Here is a 17,241-nt window from a genome sequence, read left to right on the forward strand (position 1 = left end):
CTATAAACCTTTGATAGCGCTGCCAAACGCCGTCTCATAAAAATAGACGAGTTTCTTCCAGTCCGCGTCGCGGAACGACGAATGGCGACGCAATTGCTTCATGTCATGGGAGGCGGCGCGATAGGCCGTCAGACGCTGGCGGCATTTCTCCAGATCAATCAAGGCAACCTCGACCTTGGCCGACTCGCCTTCGCCTGTCACCCGCACAAATACGTGCTTGATGTAGATGCAGCTGTGCTGCCACCGGCCTTTGTGCATGCGCGCGAGATTTTCGGCGAGGTCTTTGAGCACCCGCTCATAAACCACGTCGCCACACTGATCACGACCACCGGCAGCCGCCAGCCAGTGTTCCAGTTCCTGAAAACCGTCCAGGGACTTGGTTACCAGCAGCGCACGCCATTTGTGTTGCGGATCAGGCTGGGCGCCGCAGAAAACGATTTCCGGCACGCGAACCCCGAGTTTGCTGACGCCGGTCAGCGCATCCAGCTCGCGCAAAACCGTAGGACGGCCAAACGGGTGCAACCAACTGCGGTAGATATGACCCGTCTGACGCTTGGCGTACAGCAGTTGTCCGTCGCGTCCAACGATACGTTGCACACCGCTTTCGCCACCCCTGCGCACGTTGGGCTCTTCTACCCATTCGCCGCGCTGATTCCAGTAGTAGTCGAAGCGGTCTTGCGGAGCGACTTCCGTTCCCGCTGCAAATTGCACTGCCATCCTGTTACCTCTTGCGTAATACGTAAACTCGCCACATGGCATAGAGCGGAATAAAGTCCAGTTGTTCCTGAATTCGAAAACCTGCCTCCTCGAACTCCTTTTCGACCGTAGCAGCCGGTAACACATAGCGATTCTGATACTCGCGTTTGTCACGGTTGCGCTCGGCACGCTGGCGTTTCCAGGCCTTGAAGTTGCCGTCGACCCACAGCGAAACAATCACACTGTCACGGGTGACGCGCTCGAATTCGCGCAGAATCGCCCGGCGATGCTCGGCTTCACCGATGTGGTGGAGCAGACGCATGCAAAAAATGCTGTCGACGGCGTTGTCAGGCAAGGCAATGTCGAATGCTGAGGTGTGCAAGGGTTGTACCCGTTTCACCACATCAGCCGGTTGCGCCTGCATGGCTGTCTTGATCATCGACTCGGAATTGTCCGCACCGATGATCACCCGGTTGGCCTTTTCCCCCAGAAGTGGCCAGAAACGCCCTGCACCGCAGGGCAGATCCAGCACCAGTCCCGGCTCACCGACCAACGCCAGCGCCTTGCGGGCCAGTTGTTCGTCACGCCAGTGGGAGAGTCGTCGTCCAAGGCTTTCTTTGTGCTTGCGCAGGTATTTTTGCGCGTGTTGATCGTCGTACTTCTCGGAAAAATCGAGTTTGATCGGGCCGGCCATCACCAGGACTCCTGAATTGCTGATGTCACCACCTTAGGGAGCGGCGTGTCAGCGTCAGGTCATCCATTTGTGAAAAAAATGTCAGGTAAACAGACAAATTATTACAGCGTTATACAGGATTTAGACAGGTGAGAGGGAGTAGCATCGAGCCACTCCGTGCGTCAGATTTTGCCCAGATCGACTTCGAAGCGGCAGCCATTGGGCTCCATCGTGCTGAGGCTGACGGTCCAGCTCTGGTTCTCGCAGATCCGCTGCACCAGCGACAAGCCCAACCCCAGGCCCTCGCCGCGCTTTTCGCTGCCACGCACGAAAGGCTCGAACATGGCTTCGCGTTTCTCTTCCGGAATGCCGACGCCGGAGTCTTCGACCGCGAAGCCGTTGGCAGTGAGTGTCAGGCGAATGAAGCCGCTTTCGGTGTAATGCAGCGCGTTGCGCAACAGGTTGCCCATCACGGCATTCAACAGGGTCGCGTTGTAGCGAACGTCTGATGGATTGCCCGGTTCGAAGATCAGCTTCAGGCCCTTGCTCTCGATCGGCCCGCGCCACAGACAGAGCAGGCTTTCGGCGACTTGCGAGAGGTTTTGCTGAAGTGCCATGCCGGCATCTTCATGCTGGGCGCGCGCCAGCATCAGGAAGGTTTGCACCAGTTCGCGCATTTCTTCACTGGCGCGGGCAATACGCTCGACCTGTGAACGACCACGCTGGTCGATGCCGGGGTTTTCCAGCAGCAGTTCGCAGGAGCTGGCCAACACCATCAGCGGCGTGCGCAACTCATGGCTGACGTCGCTGGTGAACAAACGCTCACGTGTCAGCGCCTGACGCAACCGCCCCAACGTGGCGTCGAATGCCACCGCCAGTTCACCGACTTCGTCAGCCGCATAATCCGGCGCCAGCGGTGGTGCCAGCCCGAGCAATTGATCACGGTGGCGAACCTGACGCGCCAAGCGCACTACCGGCGCCATCACTTTGCGCGCGAGCACCCAACCGAGGAACACCGCCAGAGCCAGACTGAGCACAAAGCCCACCAGCACCACGGCAAACAGCACGCGCTCGCGCTCTTCAAAATCGCTCTGATCCTGCAGCAAAACATAACGCCGTCCGTCGACGATCTCGACCATCGCGTGATACGACAACTGCTCGCGGAATACCTCATGGAAGCCGGAGTCGAGATGGCGCAGATCCTTGGGCAGCTCGAAATCGCCCGGTCCGCCGCTGAAATAGAACAACTGATCCGGTTCCGGACGGTGGCTCCAGTCCGAGACATTGTCCATCAACAGCAGACGCTGCAAATCGCCGCCCAGTCCGGCCGAAATCAGCTTTTCCTCGACAAGGTGCACGGTCGCGACAATGCCCATGGCGAAGGCTCCGGCGACCAGTGCACTCATCAAGGCAAAGGCAATGATGATCCGCTGGGAAAGACTTTGCCTGAACTCCATTACACATCGGCCAGGCGATAACCCACGCCGTGCACGGTGTGCAGCAGTGGCTTGGTGAACGGCTTGTCGATCACTTGACGCAATTGGTGAACGTGGCTGCGCAGGCTGTCGCTGTCCGGGCAATCATCGCCCCACAGCGCTTCTTCGAGTATTTCCCGACGCAGGACGTGCGGGCTCTTCTGCATCAACACTGCCAGCAATTTGAGGCCGACCGGGTTGAGCTTGAGCAATTTACCGTCGCGGGTCACTTCCAGAGTGTCGAGGTCGTAGCTCAGATCGGCGACTTGCAACGCACGGCGGCCTCCGCCCTGGGCGCGGCGCATTACCGCTTCGACCCGCGCGGCAAGTTCGGACAAGGCAAATGGCTTGATCAGGTAATCGTCCGCGCCGGACTTGAAGCCTTGCAAACGGTCGTCGAGTTGATCGCGAGCCGTAAGCATGATCACTGGTGTGTCGCGGCGGGCATCTTCACGCAGGCGTTTGCACAGTGTGTAGCCGTCGATCCCGGGCAGCATGATGTCGAGCACGATCAGGTCGTAATGCTCGGTGGCTGCCAGATGCAGGCCCGACAGACCATCCTGGGCGCAATCGACGGTATAGCCTTTGAGGCCCAGATAATCGGCCAGATTGGCCAGGATGTCGCGGTTGTCTTCGACCAACAGAATTCGCATGGGCACCTCCTCCGTACGGGGTAACGGCCGTCTTGGCCCGCGCAGCTTACGGCCAAGTGTGGCTCACGGCTAGGCGTGCGTTGGGTTGTTGCGCGAGAAAAACGTTCATTGTTCCTGCCAACGTTTTTTTCACTTTCGATTAACAAATCAGCGACGCGAGCACGCGCAGACTCCGCGGGTTTGCGCTCTTCAGAACCCACCTACCGACCAAGGAATTGCCCATGGCGTCGACTTCTGCCCGCCCCGTTTCCAGGCCACTGAATTTCTGGTTGTGCCTGGGAATACCCACCGTCGCGGCGATTAGCCTGGTGTTGCTTGAACTGACCGATCTGGACATGAATCTGGCCCGCCTGTTCTATGACCCGGTGGCTGGAGACTTCATCGGGCGGCACAGCTACTTCCTCGAAGACATCCTGCATGACCGGGCCAAACAGGTGGTGATCGCCTTCTCGGTGTTTGCCATCCTCGGTTTCATCGGATCGTTCCTCGTCGCCAGGCTTAAACCGTTCAAGCGTGAACTGGGCTGTCTGGTGCTGTCGCTGGGCCTTGCCACCTCGTTCGTCACCCCGGTGAAAGCGGTGACTGCCGTGCAGTGCCCGTGGAGCCTGGAGCAATTCGGTGGCCATGAAACCTATAGCAAGTTGATGGAGCATCGGCCGCAGACCGACAAGCCAGGCCGTTGCTGGCCGGGTGGTCATGCGGCGACGGGATTCACTCTGTTTGCGCTGTTCTTTGTCCTGCGTGATCGCCGTCCGCGTCTGGCGCGTCAAGCGTTCATCTTTGCCTTTGCGCTGGGTTCGGTGTTTTCGATCAGCCGGATGATGCAGGGTGCACACTTCTTCTCGCACAACGTGTGGACGGCGATTTTCTGCTGGCTGATTTGTCTGGGGTCGTATTACTGGGTGCTGTATCGCCCGGCGGTGAAAACCGAGGACGTGGTCAAGGCACATCCCGTCAGCGCCTGACATATAAATCCAATTGTGGGAGCGAGCCTGCTCGCGAATGCGGTGTGTCATTCAACATTAATGTTGGCTGATCCGACGCCTTCGCGAGCAGGCTCGCTCCCACAGGGAATTAGTGTGAAGCTGAAACTTGGGCAATAAAAAACCCCGCTGGCTTTCGCCAGCGGGGTTTTGCGTTACAGGGACAAGGCTGGCTTACATCATGCCGCCCATGCCACCCATGCCGCCCATGTCTGGCATACCGCCGCCAGCAGCGCCGTCTTTCTTCGGCGCGTCAGCTACAGCTGCTTCGGTGGTCAGGATCAGACCGCCGATCGACGAGGCTGCTTGCAGAGCGGAACGGGTAACCTTGGTTGGGTCCAGGATGCCCATTTCGATCATGTCGCCGTATTCGCCAGTCGCAGCGTTGTAACCGAAGTTACCTTTGCCGTTCTTGACTTCGTTGACCACAACGCTTGGCTCGTCGCCGCTGTTGGCAGCGATCTGACGCAGCGGCGCTTCAACAGCGCGACGCAGAACGGCGATACCGACGTCCTGATCAGCGTTGTCGCCTTTCAGGTCAACCAGGGTTTGCAGAGCGCGGATCAGCGCCACGCCACCGCCAGGCACCACGCCTTCTTCAACGGCTGCACGGGTTGCGTGCAGGGCGTCTTCAACGCGGGCTTTCTTCTCTTTCATTTCAACTTCGGAACCGGCGCCAACCTTGATCACTGCAACGCCGCCGGACAGCTTGGCCAGACGCTCTTGCAGTTTTTCACGGTCGTAGTCCGAGGAAGTTTCGGCAACCTGAGCACGGATCTGAGCGATACGCGATTCGATGTCGCCAGCAACGCCAGCACCGTCAACGATGATGGTGTTTTCCTTGGAGATGGTCACGCGCTTGGCGCTGCCCAGGTTTTCCAGGGTAGCGGCTTCCAGGCTCAGGCCGATCTCTTCGGAGATAACGGTACCGCCGGTCAGAACAGCGATGTCCTGCAGCATGGCCTTGCGACGGTCGCCGAAGCCAGGAGCCTTCACGGCTGCAACTTTAACGATGCCACGCATGTTGTTCACAACCAGAGTCGCCAGGGCTTCGCCTTCAACGTCTTCGGAAACGATCAGCAGTGGACGGCCGGCTTTGGCAACGGCTTCCAGCACTGGCAGCATTTCGCGGATGTTCGAGATCTTTTTGTCGACCAGCAGAACCAGTGGGTTGTCCAGTTCGGCAACCATGGTTTCCGGCTTGTTGACGAAGTACGGGGACAGGTAGCCACGGTCGAACTGCATGCCTTCAACAACCGACAGTTCGTTTTCCAGGCCAGTGCCTTCTTCAACGGTGATCACGCCTTCTTTACCGACTTTTTCCATGGCTTCGGCAATGATGTCGCCGATGGAGTTGTCGGAGTTGGCCGAGATGGTGCCGACCTGAGCGATTGCCTTGGTGTCAGCGCATGGCTTGGACAGGTTCTTCAGCTCTTTGACGATAGCGATGGTCGCTTTGTCGATACCGCGCTTCAGGTCCATCGGGTTCATGCCGGCAGCGACGGCTTTCAGGCCTTCGTTGACGATCGACTGAGCCAGAACGGTAGCGGTGGTAGTACCGTCACCAGCGTCATCGTTGGCACGGGAGGCAACGTCTTTGACCAGCTGCGCGCCCATGTTTTCGAAACGGTCTTCGAGTTCGATTTCTTTGGCGACGGAAACGCCGTCCTTGGTGATGGTCGGAGCGCCGAAGCTCTTCTCGATGATCACGTTACGGCCTTTCGGGCCCAGGGTCGCTTTTACTGCGTCAGCCAGGACGTTGACGCCCTTGAGCATTTTTTTACGGGCGGAATCGCCAAACAGAACTTCTTTAGCAGCCATGATCGATATTCCTTAAATACTTTGTAGTAGCGGGAAAATGAACGGGGGTATCAGCCTTCGATAACAGCGAGGATTTCGTTCTCGCTCATTACCAACAGGTCTTCGCCGTCGACTTTCACAGTGTTGCTGCCGGAGTAAGGACCGAACACAACCTTGTCGCCTTCCTTCACGGACAGTGCGCGCACTTCGCCGTTTTCCAGAGCTTTGCCCGGGCCTACAGCGAGAATCACACCGTGGTTGGCTTTTTCAGCAGCCGAACCTGGCAGGACGATACCGCCAGCGGTTTTCTTTTCTTCTTCGCTGCGACGGATTACGACGCGGTCATGCAGAGGACGAAGCTTCATTGTCGATCTCTCCTAATTGTGGTTTTCATCGGCCGGTGTAGTCCCGGCGGGTTTGACAAATCCGGCCTGCGCCGGTTGCGGCTCGTCGAGCGAGTCGCGGAAGTCTGTCCGGTTCAAATACCGGAAACCTTGCGGTGACCGATACATAAGGGCGCATAAGCTTATTACAAGGGCGGGGGCAGAAAATTTTTCACTTCAGCACCCTGAAAATGAACACGGCACCCGAGGGTGCCGTGCAGACAGTGCAGTTACTTGGTGTCGCGGTGCTCGAACTCGCCTTCGATCACATCGCCCTCGCGGCCCAGAGGCTGACGCGGTGCAGGACCGCCACGGGGTTGCAGGTCATCGGCGAATGCTCGCTGGCGCATGGCCTGTTCTTCGGCGCGCTGGCGCATTTTGTTCGCCAGCAGTCGACGGCTGAACGGCAGCAGCATGACCAGACCGACCACGTCACTGATGAAGCCTGGCAGGATCAACAGGCCACCGGCCAGAGCCAGCATCAGCCCTTCGAGCATGGTTTGCGCAGGCAGTTCGCCGCGGTTCAGGCTTTCACGGGCACGCAGGGCCGTGGCCAGACCGGCGACGCGCAGCACGAACACGCCGAACATCGAGCCGAGAATGATCAGCAGCAGGGCCGGGAAAAACCCGATAGAGCCTGCCACTTTGACGAATACGAACAGCTCCAGCACTGGAAACAGCAGAAAGAGCAACAGAAAAGGGCGCATCAAAGTTTCCTCAACGCAAGAAATGCCTTGCAGTAAGCCTTAGATGACGTCGCCCTTTCGTGAATTCAAGCATCGGCCACTGCATTTTTTGGCCAGACCTGTGCGTGAGCCAATGAAACCAAGGCTTCGCGCACTTGTGTCGGCGTATGACAAGGGGCTTGAAACGGCAACCAGTACAGCGCCTGACCAATGCGCAGGTGCATGCCCTCAATGTCGATGCCGGCCAGTTGCGCCGGCACGCTTTTCGGCAGACCGGCGAGATCGACATAGTGCGCGATGGCTTTGGCGTGGTCGCTGTTCATGTGCTCGACCATGCTGATTTCGGCCTTGCCAGCGAACGGATTGGCCAGGGTCAGTTGATCGACCCAGTGAATCGCACCGAAACCGCCGATGTAGCGATGACGCACCGGGTTCAGCACCCAGAAGTCGAAATCGTGGGCCTTGTGGTAGTTCTGCGAATCGGGGAAATAACGGTAGTAACGCTCGGCGGCCGCTTCGATGGCAGCCGCGTCTTCGAGCTTTTGCGCTTCGGCCAGGTAGGTCAGGCGACCAACGGCTTGCACATCATCGGCCTCGCGCTCGCCGACGAGCATTGAGCACTTCGGGTCTTTTTGCAGGTTGTGGGTGTGCTGGGCGATGCGACTGATCAGGATCAGCGGCCGGCCCTGCTCATCCAGGCAGTAAGGCACCACGGAGCCAAAGGGAAAACCGGGCATCGATTTGGAGTGGGTCGACAGCACTCCACGGTATTCCTTGAGAAGCAATTCTCGGGCATTCTTGGCCACTTCAACGCTCAATTTATGACTCCTTAAATAGTATCCGTCGAAAAAACGGACGGGCGCCCGGGATTAAGTCCCCGTCACGCCAGCGGGCAATTCTCATGTGCAACCCTGCCACGGCCGGTGCAGATCGGGAGTCGCTGAAAACAAAAACTACTCAGACCTGCTATCGGGGCATGCGAATGCAACTCAACGACAAAGTAATCATTATCACTGGCGGTTGCCAGGGTTTGGGCCGTTCGATGGCCGAGTATTTCGCCGGCAAAGGCGCGAAGCTGGCGTTGGTCGACCTCAATCAGGAAAAACTCGACGACACGGTCGCGGCCTGCAAGGCCAAGGGCGTCGAGGCGCGCAGCTATCTGTGCAACGTGGCCAATGAAGAACAGGTCGAGCACATGGTCGCTCAGGTCGCCGCCGATTTCGGTGCGATCCACGGCCTGATCAACAACGCCGGGATCCTGCGCGATGGCCTGCTGCTCAAGGTCAAGGACGGCGAAATGACCAAGATGAGCCTGGCACAGTGGCAGGCAGTGATCGACGTCAACCTGACCGGCGTGTTCCTCTGCACCCGTGAGGTGGCGGCGAAAATGGTCGAGCTGAAGACCAGCGGCGCGATCATCAACATCTCGTCGATCTCGCGTGCGGGCAACGTTGGCCAGACCAACTATTCGGCGGCCAAGGCCGGTGTTGCGGCGGCGACGGTGACCTGGGCCAAAGAGCTGGCGCGTTACGGCATTCGCGTGGCGGGGATTGCACCGGGCTTCATCGAAACGGAGATGACCCTGGGCATGAAACCGGAAGCGCTGGAGAAAATGACTTCGGGGATTCCGCTCAAGCGCATGGGCAAGCCGGAAGAAATCGCCCATTCGGCGGCGTATATCTTCGAGAACGACTACTACACCGGGCGGATTCTGGAGATGGATGGCGGGTTGCGGATCTAACTGCAAACACAAAAACCAATGTGGGAGCGAGCCTGCTCGCGAATGCAGTGGATCAGCCAACCAATGAGTTGAATGACACTCCGCATTCGCGAGCAGGCTCGCTCCCACATTTTCATCCAGCGGTTACTTAATCGTCGCTGATGGTGATGTTCGGCATCGCCGGTGTCGCCGCTTCCTGCAACACAATCCGCGCACCAACGTGGCGGGCCAGTTCCTGATAGACCATGGCAATCTGGCTGTCCGGTTCGGCGATGACCGTTGGCTTGCCGCCATCAGCCTGCTCGCGGATCAACATCGACAGCGGCAGTGAAGCCAGCAGTTCGACGCCGTACTGGGTCGCCAGCTTCTCACCACCGCCCTCACCGAACAAATGCTCGGCATGCCCGCAGTTCGAGCAGATGTGCACCGCCATGTTTTCCACCACGCCCAGCACCGGAATGTTGACCTTGCGGAACATTTCCACGCCCTTGCGCGCGTCGAGCAGGGCCAGATCCTGCGGGGTGGTGACGATGACAGCGCCGGCCACCGGGACTTTCTGTGCCAGGGTCAACTGAATGTCGCCAGTGCCCGGCGGCATGTCGATGACCAGATAATCGAGGTCGCCCCACGCGGTTTGCGTAACCAGTTGCAGCAGCGCGCCGGAGACCATCGGCCCACGCCAGACCATCGGCGTGTTGTCGTCGGTCAGGAACGCCATCGACATGACTTCGACACCGTGAGCCTTGAGCGGCACGAACCACTTCTGATCCTTGACCTCCGGGCGGGTGCGCTCGGGGATGCCGAACATGATGCCTTGGCTCGGGCCGTAGATATCGGCGTCGAGAATCCCGACCTTGGCGCCTTCACGGGCCAGGGCCAGCGCGAGGTTGGCGGCGGTGGTCGATTTACCCACACCGCCCTTGCCCGAAGCCACGGCAACCACGTTCTTGACGTTGGCCAGCCCCGGAATCTGCGCCTGCGCCTTGTGCGCGGCGATCACGGTGTTGATCTCGACTTTCGCCGCGGTCACGCCATCGAGGTTTTCAATGGCCAGTTGCAGTATTTGCGCCCAGCCGCTCTTGAACAGACCGGCGGCGTAACCGATTTCCAGCTGCACGTTGACGCGGTCACCGACGATCTCGATGTGCTTCACGCAACCGGCGCTGACCGGGTCCTGGTTCAGGTAAGGGTCGGTGTATTGGCTGAGGACGGCTTCCACCGCTGCGCGAGTGACGGCGCTCATGGGCAACTCCGATAACAAGACTGGGAAAAGATGGCGGGTATCCTACCCCTTCTATCCTCCGGACGGCACGCCCGGCAACGATTTGCAGGGGTGAAATATCTTGCCCGGCGCTTTATAGTGGCCGACCTCCGTTTCATCAAGTAGCGAAGCCCCACATGTCCGAACCACGCAAGATCCTCGTCACCAGCGCCCTGCCCTACGCCAACGGTTCGATTCACCTTGGCCATATGCTGGAATATATCCAGACCGATATGTGGGTGCGCTTCCAGAAGCATCGCGGCAATCAATGCATTTACGTCTGCGCCGACGACGCCCACGGTTCGGCGATCATGCTGCGCGCGGAAAAGGAAGGCATCACCCCGGAACAACTGATCGCCAACGTGCAGGCTGAACACAGCGCCGACTTTGCCGAGTTCCTGGTCGATTTCGACAACTTCCACTCCACTCACGCCGAAGAAAACCGTGAGCTGTCGAGCCAGATCTACATCAAATTGCGTGACGCCGGGCACATCGCTCAACGCTCGATCACCCAGTATTTCGACCCGGAAAAGAAAATGTTCCTGGCCGATCGCTTCATCAAGGGCACTTGCCCGAAGTGCGGCACTGAAGACCAGTACGGCGACAACTGCGAAAAATGCGGTGCGACCTACGCCCCGACTGACCTGAAGGATCCGAAGTCGGCAATCTCCGGCGCCACCCCGGTGCTCAAGGATTCCCAGCATTTCTTCTTCAAGCTGCCAGACTTCCAGCAAATGCTGCAGACCTGGACCCGCAGCGGCACCCTGCAAGACGCCGTCGCCAACAAGATCGCCGAATGGCTGGACGCCGGCCTGCAGCAGTGGGACATCTCCCGCGATGCGCCGTACTTCGGTTTCGAGATCCCGGGCGAGCCGGGCAAATACTTCTACGTGTGGCTGGATGCGCCGATCGGCTACATGGCCAGCTTCAAGAACCTCTGCAACCGCACGCCGGAGCTGGACTTCGATGCGTTCTGGGGCAAAGACTCCACCGCCGAGCTGTACCACTTCATCGGCAAGGACATCGTCAACTTCCACGCGCTGTTCTGGCCAGCGATGCTCGAAGGCGCGGGCTACCGCAAGCCGACCGGCATCAACGTGCACGGCTACCTGACCGTCAACGGCCAGAAGATGTCCAAGTCGCGCGGCACCTTCATCAAGGCCCGCACCTACCTGGATCACCTGTCGCCGGAATACCTGCGCTACTACTACGCGGCCAAACTGGGCCGAGGCGTCGATGACCTCGACCTGAACCTCGAAGACTTCGTGCAGAAGGTCAACTCTGACCTGGTCGGCAAAGTGGTCAACATCGCCAGTCGTTGCGCCGGTTTCATTCAAAAAGGCAACGCCGGTCTGCTGGTCGACACCAATGCCGCACCAGAGCTGACCGAGGCTTTCCTCGCTGCTGCGCCAAGCATTGCCGACGCCTACGAGGCCCGCGACTTCGCCCGTGCCATGCGTGAAACCATGGCTCTGGCCGACCGCGCCAACGCCTGGATCGCCGACAAGGCGCCGTGGTCGTTGAACAAACAGGAAGGCAAGCAGGATGAAGTCCAGGCGATCTGCGCCACCGCCATCAACCTGTTCCGCCAACTGGTGATCTTCCTCAAACCGGTGCTGCCGCTGCTGGCCGCCGATGCCGAGGCGTTCCTCAACGTCGCCCCGCTGTCCTGGAACGACCACACCACCCTGCTGGCCAACCACCAGCTGAACGAATTCAAACCGTTGATGACCCGCATCGACCCGGTAAAAGTGCAAGCCATGAGCGACGCCTCGAAAGAAGACCTGACCGCCAGCCAGACCGACACCGGTGCCGCCGCCCCTGCGGGCAATGGCGAATTGGCCAATGACCCGCTGTCGCCGGAAATCGACTTCGACGCCTTTGCCGCCATCGACCTGCGCGTCGCGCTGATCGTCAAAGCCGAACATGTGGAAGGTGCCGACAAACTGCTGCGTCTGACACTGGATATCGGTGACGAGCAACGCAACGTGTTCTCCGGAATCAAGAGCGCTTATCCGGATCCGTCCAAGCTCGACGGTCGCCTGACCATGATGATCGCCAACCTCAAGCCTCGGAAAATGAAGTTCGGTATCTCCGAAGGCATGGTGATGGCGGCCGGCCCTGGCGGTGAAGAGATTTACCTGCTGAGCCCGGACAGCGGCGCCAAGCCGGGTCAGCGCATCAAGTAAGCGACAGCAACAAAATCGATCCCACCGACGTGCCCCGCATGCCGGTGGGATTTTTCATATCTGGGCGGATACTGCCTAACCTTATGAGATACCTGCCCGTTTCGCCGACAGAACCATGACCGAACTCGTGCTTACGCTTGTCAGTACTGCGCTGCTCAACAACTTCGTGTTGCACTGGCCGCTGGGCGTCGATCCGCTCTTGGCAGGCAATCGTCGGCAAGTGCACGCGCTGGGGTCAGCGACGCTTTGCATGATGCTGGTCGTCGGTGTGGTCGGTTACGTGATCTGGCATGGGTTGCTGGTGCCGTTGCACCTTGAAGCCCTGCGCTTGTTCGTGTTTCTGCCGTTGAGCGTTTTGCTGATCGCGCCACTGCTGAAACTGTTGGCGCGCTGCTTGCCGAATCTGCCCTTCGACGGTTTGTGGCCGTTGTTGCTGGGTAATGCCGGTGTACTCGGACTGGCGCTGATCAACGCACAAAACGATCAAGGCCTGCTGCATGCCACTGCGCTGAGTCTCGGCGCCGGGCTGGGCTTCTGGCTGGTGCTGAGCCTGTTCTGTGATTTGCGCGAGCGCACGGCCGACAACGATATTCCGCTGCCCTTTCGCGGCTTGCCGATCGATCTGATCGGTGCCGGACTGATTGCAGTGATTTTTCTCGGATTCAGTGGACTGATCAAAACATGAGTCTGATTCAACGCATCGATGCCCTCCTGCCGCAGACCCAATGCGGAAAGTGCGGCCATCCCGGATGCAAGCCGTATGCACAAGGCATCGCCGAGGGCGAGCCGATCAACAAGTGCCCGCCGGGCGGTGACGAAACCATCGCCGCACTGGCTGAACTGCTGAAAGTGCCGGTGCTGGAACTGGACATCAGTCGCGGTTCGGCGCCGCCGCAAGTGGCATACATCCGCGAAGCCGAGTGCATTGGCTGCACCAAGTGCATCCAGGCCTGCCCGATCGACGCGATTGTCGGCGCGGCGAAACTGATGCACACCGTGATCATCGATGAATGCACCGGTTGTGACATGTGTGTCGCGCCGTGCCCGGTGGATTGCATTGAAATGCGCCCGCTGCCACTCGGCACGTTGCCGGTGGTCGGCGGCCTGGCCTTGAGTCTCGACGAGCAACGCGCCCGCGCTGCCAAACGTGATCATGCACGTCAACGTTTCGAACGACGCAATCAGCGTCTGCAACGCGAAGAACAGCACAAACAGGCTGAGCGAGAAGCGCGGGCGAAACGGTCGGCGCAACCTGAAGTGGTCGCAACCGATCCGGTGCAGGCGGCGCTGGAGCGGGTGCGTGCGCAGAAAGCGGCGACTGTGGATGCAGCACTGAAGAAAGCCAAGATCGATGTCGCGATGAGCCGTGCGCAATTGCACAAATCATTGAAAGCTTTCGGCCATCCGCCGACATTCGAACAGCAGACGCAACTGATCGTGTTGCAGCAGCAGTTCGAAGTGGCAGAACTGGCCTTGGCGAAACTTGAAAGCAGTGCAACGCCAGCGCCCCTAGTGCCCGCCCCCGCCAAAGACGCCGAGCTGAAACGGGCGAAGATCCAGTTGGCCATGCGCCGCGCCGAACTGAAAAAAGCCCAAACCGCCGAAGCGCCGCCCGAACAGATCGCCGCGCTGGAACAAGCGTTGCGCGACGCCGAGCAGGCCCTGCACGCTGCCGAAGCCACCAGCGATCAGCCATTGCCTGACTTGGTGCGGATCGAAAAGCGCCCGATCGACAGCCAGCTTCGCCAGTTGAAAACCGAATTGGCCTACGCCCGCGCGGACCTCAATAAACTCGAACGGCGCGCCGATACCCCCACTGAAATGCTCGACAAGGCCCGCGCCCGCCTGCAATACGCCGAGCGCCAGGTGCAAGACCATGTCGCCCCTTGAAACGCCGGACAGTCGCCTGCAACAGGCGATGAAGCTGGTATTGCTGGCGACGTTGCCGGGGCTGCTGGCGTTGTTCTGGTTTTACGGTTGGGGCGTGTTGATCAATCTGCTGCTGGCGATCGTCACTGCGCTGGTGGTCGAGGCTGCCGTCCTCCGCTTGCGTCGACAACCCATGCGGCCGACGCTGAGCGACGGCAGTGCGCTGGTCAGCGCAACGTTGCTGGCTGCCGCCCTGCCGCCCTACTGCCCCTGGTGGCTGACGGTGACGGCCATTGCTTCGGGCTTGCTGTTCGGCAAGCACGTGTACGGTGGCGTCGGAAAAAACCCGTTCAACCCGGCAATGCTCGGCTTCGCGCTGGCCATGGTGATGTTCCCGCAGCCGATGACCCATTGGCCGGCCCACGGCGTGGATCTGACCGCCGCTTTTCAACAGGTGTTCGGCGCAGGTGTGGCACCGGACGCCTGGGCACAGGCCACCGTGCTGGACAGCCTGCGCATCAACAAAAGCCTGACCATGGACGAATTGTTCGCCAGCAACCCGGCCTTCGGCCGCTTTGGCGGACACGGTGTGGAATGGGTGAATCTGGCGTTTCTTGCCGGCGGGCTGTTTTTGCTGCAACGCCAGGTCTTTGCCTGGCACGCTCCGGTGGGCATGCTTGCCAGCCTGTTTGTCGTCAGCCTGCTGTGCTGGAATGGTTCAGGGTCGAACTCGCATGGATCGCCGCTGTTTCATCTGCTTAGCGGCGCAACCATGCTGGGTGCGTTCTTCATCATCACTGAACCGGTCTCCGGCGCGAAAAACGCGCTCGCCCGTCTGCTGTTCGGTGTCGGCGTCGGGCTACTGACTTATTTGATTCGCACTTGGGGCGGTTACCCGGATGGCGTGGCGTTTGCGGTGCTGCTGATGAACCTTTGCGTGCCGGCGCTGGAGCGATTCGCCGCTGGCCGCCAGTCACAGGTGAATCCATGAACCGCACGGGCAGCGCGCTAATTGTGTTGATGTTGGTAGTCATTGGCATCGGTGCGACCTACGTCTTACAGCGCATTAACGCACCGCAGATTGCCGCCGAACAGCGCTTGATCGAAAGCCGCAAACTGCTCGACCTGCTCCCGCTCGCGGCCTACGACAATCAACCGCTGGAACAGCCGTTGGCCTTGGCAGACACAACCTTGAACCACAGCACCTTGACCGGCGGTTATCGCGCGACCCGAGGCGACCAGACCGTAGCGGTCCTGCTGCGCAGCCAAACCCGGGGTTATGCGGGCGCCATCGAACTGTTGATCGCCATCGATGCCAACGGCAAATTGTTGGGCGTGAAAACTCTCCAACAAACCGAAACGCCATCACTCGGTGGGCATCTGGGAGACTGGCCGAACGCCTGGCTGCAGACGTTTATCGGCAAATCGAGCAATGAACCGAGCGATGCGGGCTGGGCGTTGAAAAAGGATCAAGGCCAATTCGATCAGATAGCCGGTGCGACCATCACCTCTCGCGCCGCGATCAGCACGATCCACGATGCCCTGCGTTACTTCGATGCTCATCGGGCGGCACTGCTGGGGAGCGGAACATGAACCGCTTAGCAACCCTCTCGACCGCATTGATGCTGACCCTGCTGCTTGGCACCAGTGACTCATTGGCAGGCGCACTAGGGACATTGTTGATGTTCGCCACAGTTGTGGGTCTGTATGGCCTGTGCATGCCGGCTTTGCGGTCGAGGCTCAGTGGTACAAGCGCATTACTGGCCAGCCTGTTGCTCGCCGCGACCTTCACCAGTTGTGCAGATCTTTTGGCGCAGCGCTGGTTTCTGCCCTGGCAGCAAGCATTCGGCCTGTATACCAGCCTGATCGCCTTGCAATGCGTGGTGCTGGAACACCATGGTTTCTGGCATCAATCATTGGCCGAACGCTTCAAACTCTGCGCGACGTTCGGTGGACTCATGCTGGTACTTGCAGGACTGCGTGAACTCATCGGTCACGGTAGTCTCGGCCGGGGGCTGTCCGAATCCTGGCCAGGTCTTGTTCTGTTTAACGAAGGGCTGCACCTGATCACCTTGATCCCCGGTGCTTTTATTTTGTTGGCGCTGCTGCTGGCGGCGCGCCAGGCGGTGATTCGCCCGAACTCAATTTCCAAGGAAATACATCGTCCATGAATGCTGCAAAACGTCTGGAGATTTTCCGTCGCCTGCACGAAGACAATCCGGAGCCAAAGACCGAACTGGCCTACTCCTCGCCGTTCGAGCTGTTGATCGCCGTGATTCTTTCGGCGCAGTCGACTGACGTAGGCGTCAACAAGGCCACGGCGAAGCTGTTCCCGGTTGCCAATACGCCGGCAGCGATCCACGCGTTAGGTATCGAAGGTCTATCCGAATACATCAAGACGATCGGTCTCTACAACAGCAAGGCCAAGAACGTTATCGAAACCTGCCGCTTGCTGGTCGAGCGCCATGGCAGCGAGGTTCCGCAAACCCGTGAAGAACTCGAAGCCTTGCCGGGGGTGGGCCGCAAGACCGCCAACGTCGTACTCAACACGGCTTTCCGGCAACTGACCATGGCCGTCGACACCCACATCTTTCGTGTCAGCAACCGCACCGGCATTGCACCGGGCAAAAATGTGGTCGAGGTGGAAAAGAAGCTGATGAAGTTTGTGCCCAAGGAATTCCTGCTCGACTCTCATCACTGGCTGATTCTTCACGGCCGTTATGTGTGTCTGGCCCGCAAGCCGCGTTGTGGCAGTTGCCGGATCGAGGACTTGTGCGAGTACAAAGACAAAACCTCGGACGATTGACCGGCTATTGGAATAATTGATAAGTCGATTGAAAAAATCTTTTTTAC

Annotated in this window: 18 protein-coding genes and 1 pseudogene; 9 read left to right on the plus strand and 10 right to left on the minus strand. The window is 59.3% G+C overall.

The annotated features are described in order from the left end of the window. The 4 genes from CCX46_RS24120 to colR form a co-directional block, all read right to left on the minus strand. Positions 1-717 (minus strand): lipopolysaccharide kinase InaA family protein, encoded by a 717-nt coding sequence (locus CCX46_RS24120; protein WP_127929582.1) that lies wholly within the window; start codon positions 715-717, stop codon positions 1-3. 4 nt (positions 718-721) lie between these two features. Next, positions 722-1,390, minus strand: a complete 669-nt coding sequence (locus tag CCX46_RS24125) for a class I SAM-dependent methyltransferase (RefSeq protein ID WP_127929583.1) — start codon at positions 1,388-1,390, stop codon at positions 722-724. A 161-nt stretch (positions 1,391-1,551) separates the two neighbouring features. Further along, positions 1,552-2,826, minus strand: coding sequence for a sensor histidine kinase (locus tag CCX46_RS24130; protein ID WP_127929584.1), 1,275 nt, complete (start codon positions 2,824-2,826; stop codon positions 1,552-1,554). Further along, positions 2,826-3,497, minus strand: a complete 672-nt coding sequence (gene colR / locus CCX46_RS24135; protein WP_095123294.1) for a two-component system response regulator ColR — start codon at positions 3,495-3,497, stop codon at positions 2,826-2,828. The genes CCX46_RS24130 and colR overlap by 1 nt, the downstream gene beginning before the upstream one ends. 221 nt (positions 3,498-3,718) lie before the next feature. Here colR and CCX46_RS24140 point away from each other — a divergent pair, with 221 nt between their 5' ends. After that, a complete protein-coding gene (locus CCX46_RS24140) occupies positions 3,719-4,462 on the plus strand; it encodes a phosphatase PAP2 family protein (RefSeq protein WP_127929585.1) in 744 nt (247 codons plus the stop codon). A 10-nt stretch (positions 4,463-4,472) separates the two neighbouring features. On the opposite strand, the pseudogene CCX46_RS30945 reads toward CCX46_RS24140, so the two are convergent. The 5 genes and pseudogenes from CCX46_RS30945 to CCX46_RS24160 form a co-directional block, all read right to left on the minus strand. Next, positions 4,473-4,565, minus strand: a pseudogene (locus CCX46_RS30945) (metal ABC transporter ATP-binding protein); the annotation flags it as partial. An 89-nt stretch (positions 4,566-4,654) separates the two neighbouring features. Then, positions 4,655-6,301: a chaperonin GroEL gene (groL, locus tag CCX46_RS24145; protein ID WP_127929586.1), complete on the minus strand. Its 1,647-nt coding sequence runs from the start codon at positions 6,299-6,301 to the stop codon at positions 4,655-4,657. Between the two features lie 50 nt (positions 6,302-6,351). Continuing rightward, entirely contained in the window at positions 6,352-6,645 is a 294-nt protein-coding gene (locus CCX46_RS24150) for a co-chaperone GroES (protein ID WP_007916610.1), read from the minus strand. Positions 6,646-6,893: 248 nt separating this feature from the next. After that, on the minus strand, positions 6,894-7,370 hold the full coding sequence (locus tag CCX46_RS24155) for an FxsA family protein (RefSeq protein WP_016986669.1): 477 nt from the start codon (positions 7,368-7,370) through the stop codon (positions 6,894-6,896). Between the two features lie 65 nt (positions 7,371-7,435). After that, the gene (locus CCX46_RS24160) at positions 7,436-8,167 is read right to left on the minus strand and encodes a HugZ family pyridoxamine 5'-phosphate oxidase (RefSeq protein ID WP_127929587.1); all 732 of its coding nucleotides are present in this window, start codon (positions 8,165-8,167) and stop codon (positions 7,436-7,438) included. A 164-nt stretch (positions 8,168-8,331) separates the two neighbouring features. Here CCX46_RS24160 and CCX46_RS24165 point away from each other — a divergent pair, with 164 nt between their 5' ends. Further along, positions 8,332-9,090: an SDR family oxidoreductase gene (locus tag CCX46_RS24165; protein WP_127929588.1), complete on the plus strand. Its 759-nt coding sequence runs from the start codon at positions 8,332-8,334 to the stop codon at positions 9,088-9,090. A 127-nt stretch (positions 9,091-9,217) separates the two neighbouring features. Here CCX46_RS24165 and apbC read toward each other — a convergent pair whose 3' ends face one another. Further along, the gene (gene apbC, locus CCX46_RS24170; protein ID WP_127929589.1) at positions 9,218-10,312 is read right to left on the minus strand and encodes an iron-sulfur cluster carrier protein ApbC; all 1,095 of its coding nucleotides are present in this window, start codon (positions 10,310-10,312) and stop codon (positions 9,218-9,220) included. Positions 10,313-10,467: 155 nt separating this feature from the next. Between apbC and metG the strand changes: the two genes are divergently transcribed. The 7 genes from metG to nth all read left to right on the plus strand — a co-directional run bounded on the left by metG (position 10,468) and on the right by nth (position 17,194). Further along, entirely contained in the window at positions 10,468-12,519 is a 2,052-nt protein-coding gene (metG, locus tag CCX46_RS24175; RefSeq protein ID WP_127929590.1) for a methionine--tRNA ligase, read from the plus strand. A 115-nt stretch (positions 12,520-12,634) separates the two neighbouring features. Next, the gene (locus tag CCX46_RS24180) at positions 12,635-13,204 is read left to right on the plus strand and encodes an electron transport complex protein RnfA (RefSeq protein ID WP_127929591.1); all 570 of its coding nucleotides are present in this window, start codon (positions 12,635-12,637) and stop codon (positions 13,202-13,204) included. After that, positions 13,201-14,409 (plus strand): electron transport complex subunit RsxB, encoded by a 1,209-nt coding sequence (gene rsxB, locus CCX46_RS24185; protein ID WP_127929592.1) that lies wholly within the window; start codon positions 13,201-13,203, stop codon positions 14,407-14,409. The genes CCX46_RS24180 and rsxB overlap by 4 nt, the downstream gene beginning before the upstream one ends. Beyond that, on the plus strand, positions 14,396-15,379 hold the full coding sequence (locus tag CCX46_RS24190) for an RnfABCDGE type electron transport complex subunit D (RefSeq protein WP_127929593.1): 984 nt from the start codon (positions 14,396-14,398) through the stop codon (positions 15,377-15,379). The genes rsxB and CCX46_RS24190 overlap by 14 nt, the downstream gene beginning before the upstream one ends. Further along, positions 15,376-15,981: an RnfABCDGE type electron transport complex subunit G gene (locus CCX46_RS24195; protein ID WP_127929594.1), complete on the plus strand. Its 606-nt coding sequence runs from the start codon at positions 15,376-15,378 to the stop codon at positions 15,979-15,981. The genes CCX46_RS24190 and CCX46_RS24195 overlap by 4 nt, the downstream gene beginning before the upstream one ends. Continuing rightward, positions 15,978-16,559: an Rnf-Nqr domain containing protein gene (locus CCX46_RS24200; RefSeq protein WP_127929595.1), complete on the plus strand. Its 582-nt coding sequence runs from the start codon at positions 15,978-15,980 to the stop codon at positions 16,557-16,559. The genes CCX46_RS24195 and CCX46_RS24200 overlap by 4 nt, the downstream gene beginning before the upstream one ends. Beyond that, positions 16,556-17,194 (plus strand): endonuclease III, encoded by a 639-nt coding sequence (gene nth, locus CCX46_RS24205; RefSeq protein ID WP_034153506.1) that lies wholly within the window; start codon positions 16,556-16,558, stop codon positions 17,192-17,194. Before CCX46_RS24200 ends, nth begins: the two co-directional genes overlap by 4 nt. Positions 17,195-17,241: the final 47 nt, after the last annotated feature.

It is taken from the genome of Pseudomonas sp. RU47 (assembly GCF_004011755.1).
Lineage (GTDB): Bacteria > Pseudomonadota > Gammaproteobacteria > Pseudomonadales > Pseudomonadaceae > Aquipseudomonas.